25 protein-coding genes are annotated in these 17,313 nt (G+C 35.4%); 24 read left to right on the top strand and 1 reads right to left on the bottom strand.

Annotated elements, in window-relative coordinates:
• The first annotated feature begins 3 nt into the window (after window positions 1–3).
• Entirely contained in the window at window positions 4–927 is a 924-nt protein-coding gene (locus KGI96_RS05095) for a TrmH family RNA methyltransferase (RefSeq protein ID WP_211597954.1), read from the top strand.
• 857 nt (window positions 928–1,784) lie between these two features.
• Here the strand turns inward: KGI96_RS05095 and KGI96_RS05090 are convergent.
• On the bottom strand, window positions 1,785–2,651 hold the full coding sequence (locus KGI96_RS05090) for a helix-turn-helix domain-containing protein (RefSeq protein ID WP_211597953.1): 867 nt from the start codon (window positions 2,649–2,651) through the stop codon (window positions 1,785–1,787).
• Between the two features lie 161 nt (window positions 2,652–2,812).
• Here KGI96_RS05090 and KGI96_RS05085 point away from each other — a divergent pair, with 161 nt between their 5' ends.
• From KGI96_RS05085 to KGI96_RS04980, 23 genes are all read left to right on the top strand, one after another.
• Entirely contained in the window at window positions 2,813–3,007 is a 195-nt protein-coding gene (locus KGI96_RS05085; RefSeq protein ID WP_229577246.1) for a helix-turn-helix domain-containing protein, read from the top strand.
• 158 nt (window positions 3,008–3,165) lie between these two features.
• Window positions 3,166–5,145, top strand: a complete 1,980-nt coding sequence (locus KGI96_RS05080) for a transposase domain-containing protein (protein ID WP_211597952.1) — start codon at window positions 3,166–3,168, stop codon at window positions 5,143–5,145.
• A gap of 41 nt (window positions 5,146–5,186) precedes the next feature.
• Window positions 5,187–6,107: an AAA family ATPase gene (locus KGI96_RS05075; protein WP_211597951.1), complete on the top strand. Its 921-nt coding sequence runs from the start codon at window positions 5,187–5,189 to the stop codon at window positions 6,105–6,107.
• Window positions 6,104–6,352 (top strand): hypothetical protein, encoded by a 249-nt coding sequence (locus KGI96_RS05070; protein WP_211597950.1) that lies wholly within the window; start codon window positions 6,104–6,106, stop codon window positions 6,350–6,352. The genes KGI96_RS05075 and KGI96_RS05070 overlap by 4 nt, the downstream gene beginning before the upstream one ends.
• Window positions 6,353–6,355: 3 nt before the next feature.
• Window positions 6,356–6,637 carry a hypothetical protein gene (locus tag KGI96_RS05065; RefSeq protein ID WP_211597949.1) on the top strand — a complete coding sequence of 94 codons (282 nt, stop codon included), beginning with the start codon at window positions 6,356–6,358 and terminating at the stop codon, window positions 6,635–6,637.
• A gap of 25 nt (window positions 6,638–6,662) precedes the next feature.
• The gene (locus KGI96_RS05060) at window positions 6,663–7,283 is read left to right on the top strand and encodes a DUF3164 family protein (RefSeq protein ID WP_211597948.1); all 621 of its coding nucleotides are present in this window, start codon (window positions 6,663–6,665) and stop codon (window positions 7,281–7,283) included.
• A 166-nt stretch (window positions 7,284–7,449) separates the two neighbouring features.
• The gene (locus tag KGI96_RS05055) at window positions 7,450–7,626 is read left to right on the top strand and encodes a hypothetical protein (protein ID WP_211597947.1); all 177 of its coding nucleotides are present in this window, start codon (window positions 7,450–7,452) and stop codon (window positions 7,624–7,626) included.
• A 2-nt stretch (window positions 7,627–7,628) separates the two neighbouring features.
• Complete coding sequence (locus tag KGI96_RS05050; protein ID WP_211597946.1) at window positions 7,629–7,829, top strand: hypothetical protein; 201 nt, start codon at window positions 7,629–7,631, stop codon at window positions 7,827–7,829.
• A complete protein-coding gene (locus KGI96_RS05045) occupies window positions 7,819–8,367 on the top strand; it encodes a DUF5420 family protein (protein WP_211597945.1) in 549 nt (182 codons plus the stop codon). The genes KGI96_RS05050 and KGI96_RS05045 overlap by 11 nt, the downstream gene beginning before the upstream one ends.
• A 13-nt stretch (window positions 8,368–8,380) precedes the next feature.
• Window positions 8,381–8,749 carry a YopX family protein gene (locus KGI96_RS05040; RefSeq protein WP_211597944.1) on the top strand — a complete coding sequence of 123 codons (369 nt, stop codon included), beginning with the start codon at window positions 8,381–8,383 and terminating at the stop codon, window positions 8,747–8,749.
• A gap of 114 nt (window positions 8,750–8,863) precedes the next feature.
• On the top strand, window positions 8,864–9,337 hold the full coding sequence (locus KGI96_RS05035; protein ID WP_211597943.1) for a gp16 family protein: 474 nt from the start codon (window positions 8,864–8,866) through the stop codon (window positions 9,335–9,337).
• Window positions 9,337–9,855: an HI_1489 N-terminal domain-containing protein gene (locus KGI96_RS05030; RefSeq protein WP_211597942.1), complete on the top strand. Its 519-nt coding sequence runs from the start codon at window positions 9,337–9,339 to the stop codon at window positions 9,853–9,855. The genes KGI96_RS05035 and KGI96_RS05030 overlap by 1 nt, the downstream gene beginning before the upstream one ends.
• Window positions 9,855–10,223: a Mor transcription activator family protein gene (locus KGI96_RS05025; protein ID WP_211597941.1), complete on the top strand. Its 369-nt coding sequence runs from the start codon at window positions 9,855–9,857 to the stop codon at window positions 10,221–10,223. The genes KGI96_RS05030 and KGI96_RS05025 overlap by 1 nt, the downstream gene beginning before the upstream one ends.
• A gap of 71 nt (window positions 10,224–10,294) precedes the next feature.
• A complete protein-coding gene (locus KGI96_RS05020) occupies window positions 10,295–10,840 on the top strand; it encodes an N-acetylmuramoyl-L-alanine amidase (RefSeq protein ID WP_211597940.1) in 546 nt (181 codons plus the stop codon).
• A gap of 170 nt (window positions 10,841–11,010) precedes the next feature.
• Window positions 11,011–11,229: a DUF2644 domain-containing protein gene (locus KGI96_RS05015; RefSeq protein WP_229577258.1), complete on the top strand. Its 219-nt coding sequence runs from the start codon at window positions 11,011–11,013 to the stop codon at window positions 11,227–11,229.
• Window positions 11,226–11,483, top strand: coding sequence for a DUF2681 domain-containing protein (locus KGI96_RS05010; RefSeq protein ID WP_211597938.1), 258 nt, complete (start codon window positions 11,226–11,228; stop codon window positions 11,481–11,483). Before KGI96_RS05015 ends, KGI96_RS05010 begins: the two co-directional genes overlap by 4 nt.
• 114 nt (window positions 11,484–11,597) lie before the next feature.
• Window positions 11,598–11,720, top strand: a complete 123-nt coding sequence (locus KGI96_RS11125) for a DUF2730 family protein (RefSeq protein WP_229577244.1) — start codon at window positions 11,598–11,600, stop codon at window positions 11,718–11,720.
• Window positions 11,698–11,919 (top strand): DUF2730 family protein, encoded by a 222-nt coding sequence (locus KGI96_RS05005; RefSeq protein WP_229577242.1) that lies wholly within the window; start codon window positions 11,698–11,700, stop codon window positions 11,917–11,919. Before KGI96_RS11125 ends, KGI96_RS05005 begins: the two co-directional genes overlap by 23 nt.
• Window positions 11,916–12,218, top strand: a complete 303-nt coding sequence (locus KGI96_RS05000; RefSeq protein ID WP_211597937.1) for a VpaChn25_0724 family phage protein — start codon at window positions 11,916–11,918, stop codon at window positions 12,216–12,218. The genes KGI96_RS05005 and KGI96_RS05000 overlap by 4 nt, the downstream gene beginning before the upstream one ends.
• Before the next feature lie 14 nt (window positions 12,219–12,232).
• Window positions 12,233–12,799 (top strand): DUF3486 family protein, encoded by a 567-nt coding sequence (locus KGI96_RS04995; RefSeq protein ID WP_211597936.1) that lies wholly within the window; start codon window positions 12,233–12,235, stop codon window positions 12,797–12,799.
• Complete coding sequence (locus tag KGI96_RS04990; RefSeq protein ID WP_211597935.1) at window positions 12,799–14,406, top strand: hypothetical protein; 1,608 nt, start codon at window positions 12,799–12,801, stop codon at window positions 14,404–14,406. Before KGI96_RS04995 ends, KGI96_RS04990 begins: the two co-directional genes overlap by 1 nt.
• Window positions 14,406–15,908, top strand: coding sequence for a DUF935 domain-containing protein (locus KGI96_RS04985; RefSeq protein WP_211597934.1), 1,503 nt, complete (start codon window positions 14,406–14,408; stop codon window positions 15,906–15,908). The genes KGI96_RS04990 and KGI96_RS04985 overlap by 1 nt, the downstream gene beginning before the upstream one ends.
• A gap of 87 nt (window positions 15,909–15,995) precedes the next feature.
• Window positions 15,996–17,261: a phage head morphogenesis protein gene (locus tag KGI96_RS04980; protein ID WP_211597933.1), complete on the top strand. Its 1,266-nt coding sequence runs from the start codon at window positions 15,996–15,998 to the stop codon at window positions 17,259–17,261.
• The last annotated feature ends 52 nt before the right edge of the window (window positions 17,262–17,313 follow it).

Genomic DNA, 17,313 nt, shown 5'->3' with positions numbered 1-17,313 from the left:
AAAATGAAAGATAAACCTAAGTTTAAAACCGTTGAACGTAAATCATTTCAACCAAAGTCAGAAAAGAAACCACAGGCAGTCTATCCACGTTTTGCTAAAAAATCAGGTGAAAAAGAGGGGAGTGTGAAGATCAGGGTAAAAGGCAGTGAAACGCAAACGGGAGCATTATCCCCAAGAGCACCTGAAAAAATCCGTAAAAATCGTAATGAAGAGATGAAGGTGTATGGTGAAAATAGTTGCCATACACTTTTTACACAGCGACCAGAGTCGATTGTTCGTTTATGGGCAACCATTGAAGTGGCAAAAAAGCAGGGAGAGTTATTAAGCTACCTTGCTGAAAATAAAAAAGCTTACCATATTGTGGACAAAGAAGAATTAACTACTGTGACAGGTACAGAGCATCATGGTGGAATTTGCCTTTTAGTTAAAAAAGCAAAAACATTTAGTTTGGAAGGTTATTTAAGCACACCCAAGCAAAATGATTGTCTGGTATTTTTAGATAATATTCATAATGCTCAAAATGTTGGCGGTATTATTCGAACTTGTAGCTTTTATGGAATTAAAGGTGTGATTACCGAGAATACTGATAAGCTCAATTCAAGTAGTGCAGCACGTGTTGCTGAGGGTGGATTTGAGTTTATTAGAATGCTAGAAACTAAGCATAAACAGATCGCTTTTACTCAATTAAGAAAAGCAGGCTATCAAATTGTGCATTTAACACATAGTAAAAAAGCCTCACTTTTACCTAAAATTAATTTAGGTAATAAAATTGTTTTTGTATTAAGTGAAGTAATATCTAATGAGATTGAATATGCTGAAGATATTACGGTACAGCTTTCAGTTGTTAATCCTTTGCAGAATGGTTTAAATGTTGCGGTGAATACTGGTGTATTACTTTCCCACTGGTATCATTTAAATAGGGTTTAATAATAAATTTTTAGAGACAGAGAGTCATTTTTTAGGTGTAAATTAATTGTAAATGATTATGTGGTGGTTTAGCTGAACAGGGCATGCCCTGTTCCTACGTTTTTAGCCATCTATTCGGTGGTAACCAGTTTCTTATACTTGAAAATTTTGCTTTAATATTTCTAAGCTATTTATTCAATAGTAATCCCGTAGAGACAGGGCATGCCCTGTCTAAAAAATCTCTAAGCTATCTACTCGATGGTAATTCTCGCAAACTTTTAAAAATGTGGTGACCCAGTTTTCTAAGCCATCTACACGATGGTTAACGGTGATAATTTACCGCAGGGTGCTTTCGAGGCTTTCTAAGCCATCTACACGATGGTTAACTTTCCCAAGTATCCAGTCTTTCAAAAAGGCTGTTTCTAAGCCATCTACACGATGGTTAACCTAGGAATTTTATTCATAAATCCCTGATTTTTCAATACCTGAAATGAAAAATTAGAAAAATACCCTTTTTTTGATAGTTTTTGTAACTTATTGATAATAAAATGATTTTAAAATCGGGCGGATTCAAGTTTGAAGTGCAACGCACCCAAATCTAGATTTTACCTCAAGAGGTGTTTGATAGCCTAATTGTAGAAGATCATTAAAACTAAGAAAATAAAAGAAATGTGGGAATTGGTAAAAATTAACGGGATCTAGTGGGTAAAAACATAGAAAGAAAGGGGCTTGCGGTAGTTTTGCCCCTTTTTTATTGTTGAAACATCAAAAAATCCAAAACTGCGAAAAAATAATAAAAACCTTAAATTTAAACCGCAAAAACTGCGAAATTAGAATGAACGTTTAAAAGCGTTTAAATAGCATTTAAATTATATACCTTAGCGTCGTTTTTTAGAAGATACCGCAAGATAAACTTTTTGAAGTTCTGTATCATTTAATTCAGAGATACTTATAACACCATATTTTGTATAAAGGTAATTATCAAGCCATTCATTAAGATTGTATTGCTTTGTATTAAGTTTAATATACGCATATTTCTTTTTACGCCACTCACTACCAACCTTTTTAGGTGCAGACTTTGAAGAACTTAGTCTTCCAATCCATTGTCTTAAATACTTTTCTGCTTTTGGATAACATTCAAGTGGAATTAAGTGGTATTGTGTTACACCACAATGCTTATTCAAAGATCCCCATACAGCAGGATATCCCTTAGGATATCTTTTTACTTTTGATTCTAATTGAACAATCTCATCTACTAAGTCTTTAATTTTTCTAGCCATTTTTTCGCTAATATGAGTTTCATTTGGCTTAACTTCTGCTTTTGTACGAGTAACGATCTTCTCAGTCTTAATATTATTTATTACACTTTTATCCCCAACAATAACGCTTCCTGAGTTATTACCACCAACAACAGGGCTATTAGATTTTGTTGGTTGGTTCATACCAGTAAAACCACCTAACAAGAACCCTAACATCATTTTTTTCTGTTCTGAGGTTAATTGTCTAAATTGTTGTAATAAAAAGGCTTCTTCTGTATTGATATTTGTATGAGATGGCTTCCCTGTAATTAAATATTGAATATCAACACCTAATTCATAGGCTTTTTGTAAATAATCACTATCAGGCTTACGGTTTCCCCTTTCATAGTTGGATTGAGCAATACTTTTAACACCACAGTATTCAGCAAATTCGGTTTGTTTTAAACCTAATCTAGTTCTTTCTATCTTTAATCTTTCTGAAAACATTCTTAATCCTTAAAAATAAACTTATTCAAAAAGATAAAAAAATAGCTTGACTTATCCAAATGAATAAATACAATAACACACATAACAACGCAAAAGCGAAGTTATAAATAAAAAAACGAGGTAATTTTACCACACTTTAACCCAATATTAAGGATTATTTTATGATGCACAGTGAACAAAAATTGCGTAATGCAAAAGCAAAAATCTATGCTCAGGGCTTAACGATTAAAGAATGGGCTGAACAAAATGGTTTTAACGTAAAAAATGTTTATTCATTACTAAATGGAGAAAGAAAAGGACGAGTTGGAAAAAGTTTACTTATTGCAAACAAACTTGGTTTCTATGATGAAGATTGAGTTACAAGTTATAGGCTTAAACTTGTAACTTTCTAATAAGAAACTTGTAACAGTTACAAGTTATAAAAATATTTTATAAAACAATATGTTAATTATTTAAAACAAAATAATTAGAAATTTAAACTTGAAACTATGAAGTTACAAGTAAGGATTTAAAAATGAGCAAACAAGAATATTACACAATACAAGAGTTAATTGAGTTAAATCTCAATAGTTTGCCATCAACCGTATTAGGGATTAGAAAAAAAGCCAACCGAGAAAACTGGCAATCACGCCCAAGACAAGGCAAAGGTGGTGGGCTTGAATATTCATTTGAAAGTTTTAATCAAGATATTCAACAAGCCATTATCCTAAAAATTGCAAAAGCAAATAAAGAACGTACCGTTTGTACAGCAGAGTCTAAAAGTTTTGCTTTATTGCCACAATGGGAACGCTTTGAAAAAGCCAACAATACTCAAAAAGACAAAGCAAAACTTAAATTCCAAGCCTGTGTTGCATTAGATGATCAAGTGAAAGCTGGATTAAATCTAATGCAAGCAATAGATGACACTGCAAAAGCATTCAACGTCTCTCACGGCTCACTTAAAAACTGGTACTACAAAGTCCGCAAATTTGAACGCAGTGATTGGCTCGCCATTCTGCTCTGCAAAAGTGGAAGCAATCGCAAAATTAACTACGCAGAGATAGACGTTGAAGCGTGGGAAGTCTTACTTGCCGACTACTTAAGACCTGAACGTCCTAGCTTCTCGGCGTGCTATTACAGATTGACACGCAGTGCAAAAGAAATGGGTTGGACAATTCCAGCAAAACCAGCATTAGAACGCAAATTAAAGCGTGAAGTACAAAAAGAAGTACAAGTTTTCTTAAGGGATGGCGAGCGTGCGTTATTTGATTTATATCCAGCAATGCGTAGAAGCGTTGAAGATTTACAGGCGATGGAATGGATAAACGGAGACGGTTATCAGCATAACGTGTTTGTTAAGTGGAAAAATGGTGAAATAGTGCGACCTAAAACGTGGCTTTGGCAAGACGTTAGAACACGCAAAATCTTAGCTTGGCGTTGTGATTTAAGTGAAAACAGCGACACTATTCGCCTCAGTCTAATGGATTTAATCAACAAGTACGGTATTCCTAAAGATTGCACGATAGACAACACTCGTGCAGCTGCGAACAAATGGCTCACTGGGGGCGTTAAAAATCGTTACCGCTTTAAAGTAAAAGAAGATGATCCAGTCGGAATTATCCCATTGCTCGGTATTACTCTTCACTGGACAAGTGTTATCGCAGGCAAGGGACACGGACAAGCTAAGCCTATAGAACGTGCATTTTCGCACGGTGGATTGGGTGAAGTGGTCGATAAACACCCAAGTTTAGCTGGCTATTTTGCAGGTGAAAACGTCTACAACAAGCCAGACAATTACAACTACGGTAAAGATGGCGTTGATTTTGACGTATTTATCACAGCCCTAGAACAGGGTATCCAGCAATGGAATGAACGCCCACAGCGTAAGGGTGAAATCACACAAGGCTTATTTAGTTATAGCGACGTATTCGCACGTGATTATGCTCTAGCAAAAGTGCGAAAAGCAACAGATGAGCAAATTAGACAGCTTATGCTAATGAGCGAAGCAGTAACAATTAATAAGAAAGGTGAATTTAAACTTGAGGCTGGCGGTAAGTTATTTGGACGTACCAATGTGTACTGGTCGCAAAAATTAATCAGTTCAGAGTTCAAAAAAGTGGTTGTTCGATTTGACCCAGAAAAATTACACGAAAATGTAGAGGTTTATACCTTAGATGGGCGTTATATCTGCACTGCTGAATGCTCAATTACCGCAGGATTTGGCGATAAATCAGTAGCACGTGAACACAGTAAACATCGCAAACAATTTACAAAAGCAGTTAAACAGCAAGCAAAAGCAATGGATTTAATGGAAGCACAAGAAACTGCCGCATATTTACCAGAAACAACAGAGGAAGATGTACCACAGCCTAGCATTATAGAACTTTATCAAACACAGGGTTCGGTGGCATTAAAACAACAAGTAGTAATTGAAGAAGATGAAGAAATTAGCGAGTTTGAAAAAGCTTTCCAACTCGGTGTTGATAAAACAAATAAATTGAAGCTTAAACGCTGATTTAAACGACTTTTAAACACTTTTAAAAAGAGGAAAAAAGAATGAACTTAATAGCAAAAATCAGACAACACATTGAAGATACCAACATTTCACAATCTAAACTAGCTAAAGAAATAGGTGTGACGAGTGGATTAATGTCTTCGTACTTAAACGGCAACTATAAAGGCAATATTGAAAATGTTGAAAACAAAATTAATGAATATTTTGAGCGTTTTCAAAAACTGTCACAGGAATTTATAGAAGCACCTGAATTTATTGAAACTTCAACATCTAAACAGATTTTTAAAGCCCTTGATTTCTCACGCATTGCGAACTGTATCAATGTGATTTATGGGGCGAGTGGTGTAGGTAAAACCAAAGCACTGCAACAATATGCTCAGCAATCTACAAATGTTTGGCTTATCACTGCAAGCCCTAGCCGAGCGTCATTAAGCGAGATTTTATATGAATTAGCCTTAGAAATTGGTATCGGCGATGCACCGAAGCGTAAAGGCTCATCTGCTCGTTTAATTCGCAAAAAACTGATGAATACAAATGGCTTAGTAATTATTGATGAAGCGGATCATCTGCCTTATGACGCTCTTGAAGAGCTTCGTATTATGCAAGAAGAAACAAATATTGGCTTGGTTTTAGTGGGAAATGACAAAGTTTATAACAGATTGCGTGGAGGCTCGCACCAAGCCCACGAATTTGCGAGATTGTGGTCACGCATTGCCAAGCGCATAAACATTCAGAAATGTAAAAAAGGCGACATTCAAGCGATAGCGAACGCTTGGGGATTAGTAGATGACACTGAAGCAATGACCGTAATGAGTGAGATAGCAACAAAAGGGGGCGGTTTAAGAAGTTTAACCCAAACTTTGCGATTAGCTGGAATGGCAGCAAAAGGAAGTGGCATAGCTATTACTACAGATTTAATTATTGCAGCACATAATGATTTACAAGGGACAAATAATGTATGAAAAACTTTAAAAAAGAAAAAAAAGAACAAATTCTAAGAGAAGAACAAATTAAATATGCAGTGGGCTTGCTTGTAGATTCTCATTTTAACATAGAAGTATCAATATATTGGTTAGAAGATCTATTTAAAAATAAGAATGTAGAAGTAGAAAAAGTCATAACCGAATACTTAGAGTTAATGAGTTTAAATAAAAATAAAATATTTGAACTTAGAAAAGCAATAGATCCAAATTTTAATGGGGTATAAACAATGAATATTCAAAAACCACTTAACAGAAACAATCAAATAATGCTGGGTTTTGTGAGCAAAATTCAAGAAACGATAGAGATTTTAAATGATATGGGACTATCAGTAATCAACCTTGATTTAAAAACAAAATCGCCAGTAATCAGAGTGGATAGAAACCATATAACAGATCAATTGGAAGCAGAACACAAGGCATTTACTTATATAAGAAAAGGTCGAGAGTATCACGAGGTACAAATGCAATTAAATGGTTGTGTGATTGTGTGGTGTAAGTATTTAGTTTAATTATTTTTAATAACAGGAGAAAACAATGAGTAAACATTTCACTATAGATGGCAGATACTTTTGGAAAAATGCCAAAGGGCAACTTATTCCAGAAGCGAACGTTAAAGAGATAGACAAAGAGCGTGATGAGTTAGTTCGTTTTCTTATATCTCAAGCGCTTGCAGTTCAAAAACATCTCCGTCAATTTAAAACGCAAGTATTTGATGACGTGGGGGCATTTGTTGAACTTTCAGCCGAGAAATATAACGCAAGTATAGGCGGTAAGAAAGGCAATGTTACGCTCTTTACCTATGACGGCGAATATAAGTTACAGGTGGCTGTGGCGGAGCATATCTGTTTTGACGAGCGTATCCACGCTGCTAAATCCCTTATTGATGAATGCTTGCACGATTGGTCAGAAGGTTCAAAACCTGAGCTAAAAGTATTGATTGATAATGCGTTTCAAGTAGATAAAGAGGGTAATCTTTCAACTTCTCGTATTCTTTCACTAAGACGAGTTGAGATTGATGACGAGCGTTGGAATAACGCAATGCAAGCGATTTCAGACAGCATTCAGGTCGTGGGTTCAAAGGATTATGTTCGTTTTTATCAACGTGATAAAAATGGGAAATACAATCCTATTTCATTGGATATTGCGGGGGTTTAGATGGGTTTTGTTGGTATTGATGTTGCTGATGTTTTTTGCATATTATTCCTTATTTATATAATTTATGACGTTTGGGACGACTGGAAATAAAACCCTTTTCAATGCTCTTTAAATTGTGTTTAAGGGGCATTTATAAAGTGTTTTAAATTAACAAAGGAGTAAAACAATGAGCAGTATAGTACAGTCAGCAAATGCAACAATAAAAAAGCAATTAGAAGCTGAAAGAAAGACAACATATATTTATGTTGCTAAACAAGCTAGAGATATCGAAAATCAAAAAAATGAACGTTATCTAGAAGCGTGGGGCGAGCGAATTTATCAACGTGAGAAACAGGGGCTTTGATTGTGGAATTAAATGAAAAAGCAGATGTTTTTGATGAAATGTTTATCGCTATTGACACATTGCAACACGCTTTATTTGCACTGCAAAAAGATGATGTAGATAAAGCGGAAAAATTATGGCGAGAAGGGGCAAAAGAAGTGGTTTTGCTAAAACCGTTATTAAGTGAGTTTATTAAAAATCAGGAGAAAGAAGATGGAATATAAATATTTTAAAGGCGATTTAGAGAAAGAACCTCTAAAGAAACTTAATGATAATTGGTTAGAAACAAGAAAGAGTCGTAATGAGAGTCTTCAAAAAGTAGTTGACACCATACCTTTTTATGACGGTTGGGCAGGTGGAGAAGACTACATTTGTGGAATTGTTTGCGATAAAAACAATCCACTTTTCGAGACAATAAAGCACGATGCTTCATATAAAATCAAACCTCTTAATGATAATAAAAAGGAGTTTATTGTTAGTCCTGACAAAAGGTATAAGAAAGGAAAAGAATTAGCATCAAAAATTGATGAAATTCGTAAAATACTAAAAAAACATTCTTGCTTCCGTGATTTTATGTTACGTGAATTGAAATTGCCTAGCTCGACACTTGGAAGAGCAACTGCTTATTTTTCATCAATTGGTGTGGTAAATAAAACACTGTTGCTTGAAATACCATTTGTAGATGGTAAACAACCCTCTAGCATTCCTGATTTTTTAACAGAAATTAAAGAAAGTGAATTTTTGGCTATTCAAGGGAAATAAGGGAGTAAAGAAAATGAGAGAGTTTAAATTTAGAGCTTGGAACACAGAAAATGAAGAAATGCATATGAATTATAAAGCAGGACAGTTATTTTTATGGCAAGACCAAGGTTGTCCAGTTGTAATAATGCAATACACAGGGCTTAAAGACATAAACAATAAAGAAATTTATGAAGGAGACATAATAATTAATGATAGTAATAATTATGACAAAGGAGATCTAATATGTCACGACAATTTCAGTATTGATCTAACGCCCCCTGTAACAGTTAAGTACGAATCAGAAATGTTTAAAGCTGGACGTATGTCATTATGCTCTTTTCGTTATCCTTTGGTTGTCGGAAATATTTATGAAAATTCTGAATTATTAAATCTAAGGGGGTAATTATGTAATTTATAAACTTTTCACCCACCGCCATTTATCTAGCATAACTGCGGCGGTGGAGTGAATAAATATAAGGGATAGCTTTTATATTTATTCATTCATCGGAGATAAAGAATGACATCAGAACAACTAAAGAACGAAAAAAAGCGTTTAATTATGTTAGTTAAAATCGGTCAAAAACAATTAAATATGGCTGATGATAGCTATCGTGCAATGTTGATGCGTTTAACAAATAAAAACAGTGCAACAAAATGTAGCATTGTTGATTTGCATAAAGTTATCAGTGAGTTGAAGACAAAAGGAGCAAAACTGAATGAATTTGCAAATTTTAATAAGAAAAAGACCGCTTCATATCGTTATAAAAGTGCAATTACACCCAAGATTTACGTGATTTGGCAACAAATGGCTCGTGCAGGTTTTATTAAAGATGGGAGTAAAAAAGCATTAGATACTTGGGCAAGAAAAATTATCAATCCTCGACCGAATGGCACACTAATGTTAAATATTAACGGATTAAGAGACCACGAAGCCACGATAGTATTAGAATGTTTGAAAAAATGGCAACAAAGAATGCAGGAGGCTAAATAATGAAATTAGCAAAATGCCCTGTTTGTCATTGCGACATACACTTAGAAGCTCTCATCGAAGATGAAGCAGGACGTGAATTACTAGGAAAAATCAGTCAACTAACACACGGCTGTGCAAAGCCGATAGTAAATTATTTAGGACTATTCAAACCCTTAAAAAGCAACTTAAATAATGCTCGTGCGTTGAAATTATTAAATGAAGTGTTAGAACTCTATCCTTGCTCGCTACTACTCGCTCACGTGTTAAGCGAAACGGTAGAAAGCATACGCAAAAAAAGACGTGATAATCGTAATTTAGAGCCGTTAACTAATCACAATTATTTAAAATCTGTATATGAGTCGCAAAGAGTAATGTTTGCACCGAGTTCTAATAACAATCAGACAATACAAGATCGTCTGAAAGAAGATAAAACACGCTCAGCGATTGAATATATTCAGCGTTATGCAGATTTGGGGCAGATTGAGCAAGTGAAAAATACACCTGAGTATCAGATTTGGCTAGATTATAGGAGTAAATAATGATAGAAAAAGATGTATTTACTAAAAAAACACCTGATGTATTAATTGGGTTGGCTCAAGTTGTTGAAACTGTTGCAGTTCAAAGCCTTGATCTTTCAAAAGAGAATGCTGAACAATTAGGTATTGATATCGCACAAGCAATGGCGAAAGAATGGGGCGGTTCAATGCTTTATATTCCGATTAATCTTGTGTTTAATCTCTCTCAACGAGATTTAGAAATTTGGGAAAAATTTAACGGATTTAATCACGCAGAATTGGCACGTGAATTTGGTATAAGTAAGCAATGGGTATATCATATAATTAAACGTATTCGTAAGCAGATGCAAGATAAAGCACAGCCTGATTTGTTTAATAATGGAAATCAATAAACCACCTTAATATCACTCAAATACAATAATATTTAAACTCTCTTTAAATACCATTTAAAGAGAGTTTTTTTATGTCTTTACCTATCACAAAAATTATTATTCACTGCTCCGCTACTCAAAACGGCGAACCGCTTGCTAAACGAGGCAAAACCGCAGCCCAACGCATTGATGATATGCACAGAAAGCGAGGGTTTCGTCGTCAATATCCAGCTATCAAGCACTTTAATCCACACCTAAAAGCGATTGGCTATCACTTTGTTATTGATGTTGATGGCACGTTAGAAACTGGGCGACAAGTGGGGGAAATAGGTGCTCACGCTAAACACCACAATAGTAATTCTATCGGTATTTGTCTTGTAGGTGGCATTACAGTCAATGGTAAAAACTATGGGCGATACACAAAAGCCCAATGGTACGCATTAAGCGAGTTATTGCAACATCTACAAGTGCAACATCCAAAAGCTAACATTCTTGGACATCGTGACTTGTCGCCAGACTTAAATCACGACGGGAAAATCACCCCAAATGAATTTATGAAAGACTGCCCGTGTTTTGATGTGTGGGAGTGGCTAGACAGCGAACAAGTGATTAATGAACCACATTTATTTAAGGAGTAATGCTATGAATTTCTTATATAAATTATATAACCGTTTTTCTCATAAAATTTTTAAAACAAAAAATACAAGTAAAAAGAATGTAAGTAAAAACGCTCTTAAAAGCAGAAAAATCAATGGTGGTTACACTGCTGCCGAAATACTGTTACAGAAAATCTTAACAATGTAAGGGGCTGATGATGAAAGAGCTTATTACTAACTCGGATGGACGGCTTTCTACAACTGCTTTTATTCAGTTTGGCGGTGCATTGCTGATGGCTGGCATTCTTTGTTATAGCGTGTATTTAGACCGCTCCTATGTACCTGAGTTATTTATGACATTTGCAATATTTTGCGGCGGTGGAGCCGCTACTAAAGGCTTTGCAAATGCAATGAAAAGAGGGAAAGAATGATTATATATTTGATGATCGGGTTTTTAATTGGAGTGGTTGCTCTTTTTTGCTTTCTTTATATTAAATGGTTAGAAAGCCGTTTAGAAGAAACCATTAAACAATTAGACAATAGCAACCGCAAAAATGAACAGTTAAAACAGGAAATTAACAATGCCCAAATTCGTAAAAATATTGAAGAAAATAACCGCTTGCAGTCTGATAATGATGTTGATCAGTTGCTCGAACAAGGCGGATATTTGCGTAACAACAAATAGTTGTAATGCTTTTGGGCTGATTTACCCAAGCAGACAGGATACAACTGAAACCAAAAGACAGGTATTGATACATAACAAAGTGTATCAAAAAATCTGTAATGGAAAGGAGCAATAATGATTGAGTTTATTCATTGGATAAAAGAATACTGGTTTTTTTCATTAAGTGTCTTTGGAGTTTTAGGCACTTTTATTTGGCTGAAACTTGATAGTCGTTATGCAAAAAAAAGGCGACATTAGTGATTTGCATCATCGAGTAACAAAAATAGAAGATAGCTTGCAACACTTACCGTCTTCAAAAGATTTTAATGATTTAAAGCTCGCTGTAACAGAAATGAACGGCGAAACCAAAGCATTTCATACAGAAGTTAAAGCTGAAGTAAAAGGGCTAAGTCGTTTAGTAGGTTTATTAGTAGAAAAAGAGGTAGGCAAAGAATGAAAAATATAATTCATCAAGATCAACGTTTAGTAATTTTACGCTCTTTAATTGAGTGTGATTATGATGCTAATGAGAGTATTTTAAAAGATTGTTTAGCCGTTTATGGACATCGTATTAGCCGTGATTTGGTACGTACTCATTTGATGTTTTTAGAAGAACAGGGCTTGGTTAAGATCAATCGTATTCAAACAGGTGCAGGTACAGATTTCTTTGTAGCAAGCATTACTACTCGTGGCGTTGATGTTGCCGAAGGGCATAGTGTGGTGGCTGGGGTTAAAAAGCCAAGTCCACGTTATTAGGAGTAGGAAGACTTATGGAAAAACCAACGCGAGGACGAGCCTCAAAAGTGGATTTATTGCCTCCGAATATTAAAACACAATTAGCAACAATGCTAAGAGACAAGCAATTTTCACAAGCTGAAATTTTGGAAGAAATTAATGATTTAATCCGTGATTGTGGGCTTGATGAAAGTTTGTTTTTAAGTCGCAGTGGGTTAAATCGTTATGCCAGCCGAATGGAAAAAATGGCAAGTAAAATCCGACAATCTCGTGAAATTGCACAAGTGTGGACGAAACAATTCGGTGAGACCCCGCAGTCAGACATCGGAAAATTGTTAATGGAAACCGTTAAAACAATGGCGTTTGAACTAACATTAAACGCTGATGATGAAACGATTAACGATCCAAAATTTATCAATCAGCTTGCCTTAATCACTAATCGTATCGAACAAGCACAAAGTATTTCTGATGAACGAGAGAGAAAAATCAGAAAAGAAATGGCACAACTTGCCGCTGAAACGGCTGAAAAAGTCGTGGTTCAGGCAGGGCTTTCTGGCGATACGGTGAAACTAATTAAAGAGCAGATTTTAGGAATTGCATAATGGCTTTAATAAATGAACGTCCACTGAATGTATTACACCCAGAATGTCAGGAGTTTCTTGACAATCTTGGAGAGTTTGAACCAGATGAATTATTACTTGGTTATCAAAAACGCTGGATAGCTGATAATAGCCAATTAAAGATTGCAGAAAAATCACGTCGTACAGGATTGACTTGGGCTGAGGCAGCAATTAATGCTTTAACTGCAAGTACAAGAAAGTCAGATGGTGGCAGTGATTGTTTCTATATTGGAACAAACAAAGATATGGCTCGTGAATATATTGATGCCGTCGCAATGTGGGGGAAAGCATTTAATTATGCGGCAAGCGAAACGCAAGAAGAGGTTTTTAAAGACGAAGACAAAGATATCCTAGCATTTGTTATTTATTTTGCATCTGGTTTTAAAGTAAAGGCTCTTTCATCAAATCCTACAAATTTGCGTGGCATGAAAGGGTTCGTTGTTATTGACGAATCTGCATTTAATGAGAAATTAAAAGAAACAGTTAATGGTGCAATGGCTCTTACAATGTGGGGCGGTAAAATTCGGTTAATCTCAACACATAATGGATTTGATAATTTATTTAATGAGTTAATCATCGATAGTCGTGCAGGTAAAAAAGATTATTCAATTCATACTATTGATTTAGATGATGCTTGTTCTGAAGGTTTATATAAACGAATTTGCCAAGTAACAAAACAAAAGTGGACACAAGAAAAAGAAAACAAATGGAAACAAGATCTTATTAAAAACTCTGCAACAGAAGCAGGTGCATTAGAAGAATATTACTGTATTCCACAAAATGGCTCAGGTCAGTGGCTTACTCGTCCAATGATTGAAAAAAACATGAGTAAAGAAACGCCTGTGATTGCCCTTGAAAAAAGTGATGAGTTTAATTTGCTTGATGAAAAAGTTCGCCGAGCTGAAATTGATGATTGGTGTAATGAAACCTTAAGACCTGTGATTTCTAAACTTAACCCTGACTTAAAACACTATGCAGGGGAAGACTTTGCTCGTAATGGCGATTTAACTGTTATTCCTGTGGGAGCTGAACAGCCTAATTTAGATTTAGATGTTCAATTTGTCGTTGAACTTCGTAATATCCCTTTTAAACAACAAGAGCAAATTGTTCTGTTTATTTTGGAGCATTTACCAAACTTTGCAGGTGCCGCTTTTGACGCACGCGGTAATGGTCAGTATTTGTCTGAATGTGCAGCTGATAGATTTGGTAAATGGGACGAGAAGACACAATACGGCTTAATTGATTGCGTAATGCTTAGTGAAAAATGGTATCGAGAAAATACCAGTCCATTTAAGTCTGCATTAGAAGATAGCACACTAATTAACATTCCTAAAACCGATGATATGTTAAAAGATTTAAGGGCTTTTGAGTTAGTCAAAGGTGTGCCTCGTATTCCTGATAAACGTACCACTAGCACCGATGGAAATAAACGACACGGCGATGCTGGGATTGCTCTACTTTTAATGCACTACGCACAACGAAATATTTCAGCAAAAATCGTCGAATATGGCTATGAAGCTGTAACCCAAAAAGACAACTTTTTTGATGATGACGGATTTAAAGACCGATTTATTAGAGGTAACCTGTAATGAAAGAAAATGAAAAACTAAATAAAAAATTGTTAACCGAAGAGCTCGCAATAAGTTCTATTCAAGGTGTGCGTCGTGCTTGGAATACCGATACCGTAGCCAGTGGTTTAACACCGTCAAAATTAGCTAATGTCTTAAGTAATGCTACCGAAGGTGATAGCAATGATTATTTAACGTTAGCTGAAGAAATGGAAGAACGTGAGCCACATTATGGCTCGGTATTGCGTACTCGTAAACTTGCCCTTGAAGGCTTAGATAGAACCGTTGAAGCGAGTTCTGATGTCAAAGATGAGATTATTGAAGCGGTTGAAAATTTAGTAAAAAATTCAAATTTTGATGATTTTCTTGCAGGATTAGTTGATGCACTGGGCAAAGGTTATTCTGCTGTTGAAATTGTTTGGGATGATGAATTTAAACCTGCTAATTACTATTGGCGTGATCCTCGTTATTTCACTTTTGCCAAAGATAATGCCTATAAACTTCTGTTACGTGATGAACAGGGGCAAGATGGCACACCACTACCGCCTTATAAATTTGTTGTTCATACACCGAAACTAAAAGCAGGTATCCCTATTCGTGGTGGCTTGGCTCGAATGTCTGCCCTTTCTTATATGTGTAAAACCTATGCTTTAACGGACTGGATGGCATTTTGTGAAGTCTTTGGTATGCCTATTCGTATTGGTAAATATCAAAATGGGGCAAGTGATAAAGATCAAGCGATTTTAAAGCGTGCTGTTGCTAATATTGGTACTGATGCGGCTGCGATTATACCTGAAACAATGAAAGTTGAGTTTATAGAAGCTGCAAGTGCCAAAGGTGGCGAAAGTGTGTTTGAAAACCTTGCAAACTGGTTAGATAAACAAATCAGTAAAGCGGTATTGGGGCAGACAATGACGGCTGATGATGGTTCAAGTCAGTCGCAGGCGAATGTTCACAATGAAGTGCGATTAGATTTATTAAGAACTGATGCGAAACAATTAGCCGCAACAATTAACGAACAGTTAATCAAACCCTTTATTCATTTTCATTTTGGCGAGCAAGAACATTATCCAAAACTGGTGTTTTACATTGCTGAAGCTGAAGATATTGCATCACTTGTTGATGGTGTAACTAAACTGGTTCCACTTGGTTTAAAAGTGTCACAGGGCTTTTTAAGGGATAAGTTGGGTATTCCTGATCCACAAGATGATGATGAATTATTAGGTGTGGAAGCGGTACAATCTGATGAAAAAATTGCAAAAAATTCAAAAAATCATACCGCTTGCAACCACAAAACAGCACTAAATAGCACTGAAGAAAATATTGATGAAGATGAAGAAGGTTTTATCAATACAACTCAAAATGCGATTAAAGAACTAGCTGAAAAATTGCAAAAAGCGAATAATTTTAATGAGTTATTAGAAATATTAAATAGTGCTGAATTAAATACTTCTGATATTGCTGATGCCCTTGCTCTTGCTCTTGCTGGTGTCAAAGCCTTTGTTGATGGTTCGGTTGAATAACGGAGAGATGATGCATTTACACTACGATAAAGAATATGAAGAATTTCAAGAGTATTTAGAAAAACTTAAAAATAAGAAGTAATTATTATGCAAACAGTTATCCCACACAAAGCTATTGTCTATATTGCAAGTAAAAAATTAAAAACCTCTTTTAATTGGTATGAAGTCTATGCTGATGAGCATCAACACGCTTTTACTGTGGCAAAAGTAATGGAAGCAGATTTGTTGGCTGAATTGCATCAAGGTGTCCAAAAAGCGATTGCACAAGGACAAACATTTCACAGTTTTAAACGTGATTTATTGAAAAATTTAGGCGAAAGCGGTTGGGGTAATTTTAAGCAGATTGATGAAGAGACAGGAGATGTCATTACTCGTTTATCTGATAGGCGGTTACGCAAGGTTTATCAAACGAATATAACACAAGCAAGACGGCATGGTGATTGGCAACGTTTTCAAGAAAGTAAAAAAGCCTTTCCTTATTTGCAGTATCGTTTAGGTTCAAGTGTACACCACAGGGAGGCTCATCAGCGTTTTGCAGGTTTAGTGTTGCCTGTTGATGATCCATTTTGGGATACTCACATGCCGATGAACGGTTGGGGTTGTAAGTGTTGGGTGCAACAGCTCACAGAAGAAAAGGCACAAGAGATTGGTATATCACAAAGCCCTAAAATTGAGTATCACGACTGGATAAACCCACACACTGGTGAAGTAGTTAAAGTACCAAAAGGGTTAAGCCCGGGTTTTGAATACAACGTGGGTAAGAATCGTAATCAAGGTGATTTAACGTTGATTACCAATAAACTTAATCGTTATTTAATTCAAGATCAACATTTAGCAACCAGATTATTTAAAGGATTACTAAACAGTACAAGTAACGTTTATCTAGATAAAGCATTTAGTGATTGGGTTGCCACACTGAATAAAAGCAAGTTTGCACGAGGGCAAACAATGGCTGTGGGTATAATTGATAATCAAGTTATATCAAAACTTAAACAACTTAATAAAGCACCACAGCATCCCATTATTTCAGTGAGAGATAGCGATATTTTACACGCATTAAGAGACAGCAAGAAAAATCTAGGTATAAATTTACCTCTTGAATTTTGGCAACAATTACCAATGAAATTAAGAAAACCTGATGCAGTTTTACTTGATAGAAATAATGAAAATACGTTGCTTTATGTTTTTAATACCGACAAAGGTAAATTAGCAATACGTTTAAATTACGAAATTAAAGTTAAAAATGAGAAAGGTAAAAAAGTTCGAGTAAAAGTAAATTTAGTTAGAACAGGGAGTTTATTTATAGACAATACAGCATTGTATGATTTTGATATTTTATATGGTGGTTTATAGTCGCTAAATTGCCTGATTCGAACAGGATAATACCCCTTTTACAGCGTAACCT

The sequence above is a fragment of the Phocoenobacter atlanticus subsp. cyclopteri genome (genome assembly GCF_018343795.1).
In the GTDB taxonomy this organism is placed as follows: Bacteria; Pseudomonadota; Gammaproteobacteria; order Enterobacterales; family Pasteurellaceae; genus Phocoenobacter; species Phocoenobacter atlanticus.
This window is presented reverse-complemented; position numbering and strand designations above follow the sequence as displayed.

What these genes read in the sequence shown, in the direction of transcription:
- KGI96_RS05095 (WP_211597954.1), top strand. Translation starts at nt 4, where the DNA reads ATGAAAGATAAACCTAAGTTTAAAACCGTTGAACGTAAATCATTTCAA.
- KGI96_RS05090 (WP_211597953.1), bottom strand. Translation starts at nt 2,651, where the DNA reads ATGTTTTCAGAAAGATTAAAGATAGAAAGAACTAGATTAGGTTTAAAA.
- KGI96_RS05085 (WP_229577246.1), top strand. Translation starts at nt 2,813, where the DNA reads ATGATGCACAGTGAACAAAAATTGCGTAATGCAAAAGCAAAAATCTAT.
- KGI96_RS05080 (WP_211597952.1), top strand. Translation starts at nt 3,166, where the DNA reads ATGAGCAAACAAGAATATTACACAATACAAGAGTTAATTGAGTTAAAT.
- KGI96_RS05075 (WP_211597951.1), top strand. Translation starts at nt 5,187, where the DNA reads ATGAACTTAATAGCAAAAATCAGACAACACATTGAAGATACCAACATT.
- KGI96_RS05070 (WP_211597950.1), top strand. Translation starts at nt 6,104, where the DNA reads ATGAAAAACTTTAAAAAAGAAAAAAAAGAACAAATTCTAAGAGAAGAA.
- KGI96_RS05065 (WP_211597949.1), top strand. Translation starts at nt 6,356, where the DNA reads ATGAATATTCAAAAACCACTTAACAGAAACAATCAAATAATGCTGGGT.
- KGI96_RS05060 (WP_211597948.1), top strand. Translation starts at nt 6,663, where the DNA reads ATGAGTAAACATTTCACTATAGATGGCAGATACTTTTGGAAAAATGCC.
- KGI96_RS05055 (WP_211597947.1), top strand. Translation starts at nt 7,450, where the DNA reads ATGAGCAGTATAGTACAGTCAGCAAATGCAACAATAAAAAAGCAATTA.
- KGI96_RS05045 (WP_211597945.1), top strand. Translation starts at nt 7,819, where the DNA reads ATGGAATATAAATATTTTAAAGGCGATTTAGAGAAAGAACCTCTAAAG.
- KGI96_RS05040 (WP_211597944.1), top strand. Translation starts at nt 8,381, where the DNA reads ATGAGAGAGTTTAAATTTAGAGCTTGGAACACAGAAAATGAAGAAATG.
- KGI96_RS05035 (WP_211597943.1), top strand. Translation starts at nt 8,864, where the DNA reads ATGACATCAGAACAACTAAAGAACGAAAAAAAGCGTTTAATTATGTTA.
- KGI96_RS05030 (WP_211597942.1), top strand. Translation starts at nt 9,337, where the DNA reads ATGAAATTAGCAAAATGCCCTGTTTGTCATTGCGACATACACTTAGAA.
- KGI96_RS05025 (WP_211597941.1), top strand. Translation starts at nt 9,855, where the DNA reads ATGATAGAAAAAGATGTATTTACTAAAAAAACACCTGATGTATTAATT.
- KGI96_RS05020 (WP_211597940.1), top strand. Translation starts at nt 10,295, where the DNA reads ATGTCTTTACCTATCACAAAAATTATTATTCACTGCTCCGCTACTCAA.
- KGI96_RS05010 (WP_211597938.1), top strand. Translation starts at nt 11,226, where the DNA reads ATGATTATATATTTGATGATCGGGTTTTTAATTGGAGTGGTTGCTCTT.
- KGI96_RS11125 (WP_229577244.1), top strand. Translation starts at nt 11,598, where the DNA reads ATGATTGAGTTTATTCATTGGATAAAAGAATACTGGTTTTTTTCATTA.
- KGI96_RS05005 (WP_229577242.1), top strand. Translation starts at nt 11,698, where the DNA reads ATGCAAAAAAAAGGCGACATTAGTGATTTGCATCATCGAGTAACAAAA.
- KGI96_RS05000 (WP_211597937.1), top strand. Translation starts at nt 11,916, where the DNA reads ATGAAAAATATAATTCATCAAGATCAACGTTTAGTAATTTTACGCTCT.
- KGI96_RS04995 (WP_211597936.1), top strand. Translation starts at nt 12,233, where the DNA reads ATGGAAAAACCAACGCGAGGACGAGCCTCAAAAGTGGATTTATTGCCT.
- KGI96_RS04990 (WP_211597935.1), top strand. Translation starts at nt 12,799, where the DNA reads ATGGCTTTAATAAATGAACGTCCACTGAATGTATTACACCCAGAATGT.
- KGI96_RS04985 (WP_211597934.1), top strand. Translation starts at nt 14,406, where the DNA reads ATGAAAGAAAATGAAAAACTAAATAAAAAATTGTTAACCGAAGAGCTC.
- KGI96_RS04980 (WP_211597933.1), top strand. Translation starts at nt 15,996, where the DNA reads ATGCAAACAGTTATCCCACACAAAGCTATTGTCTATATTGCAAGTAAA.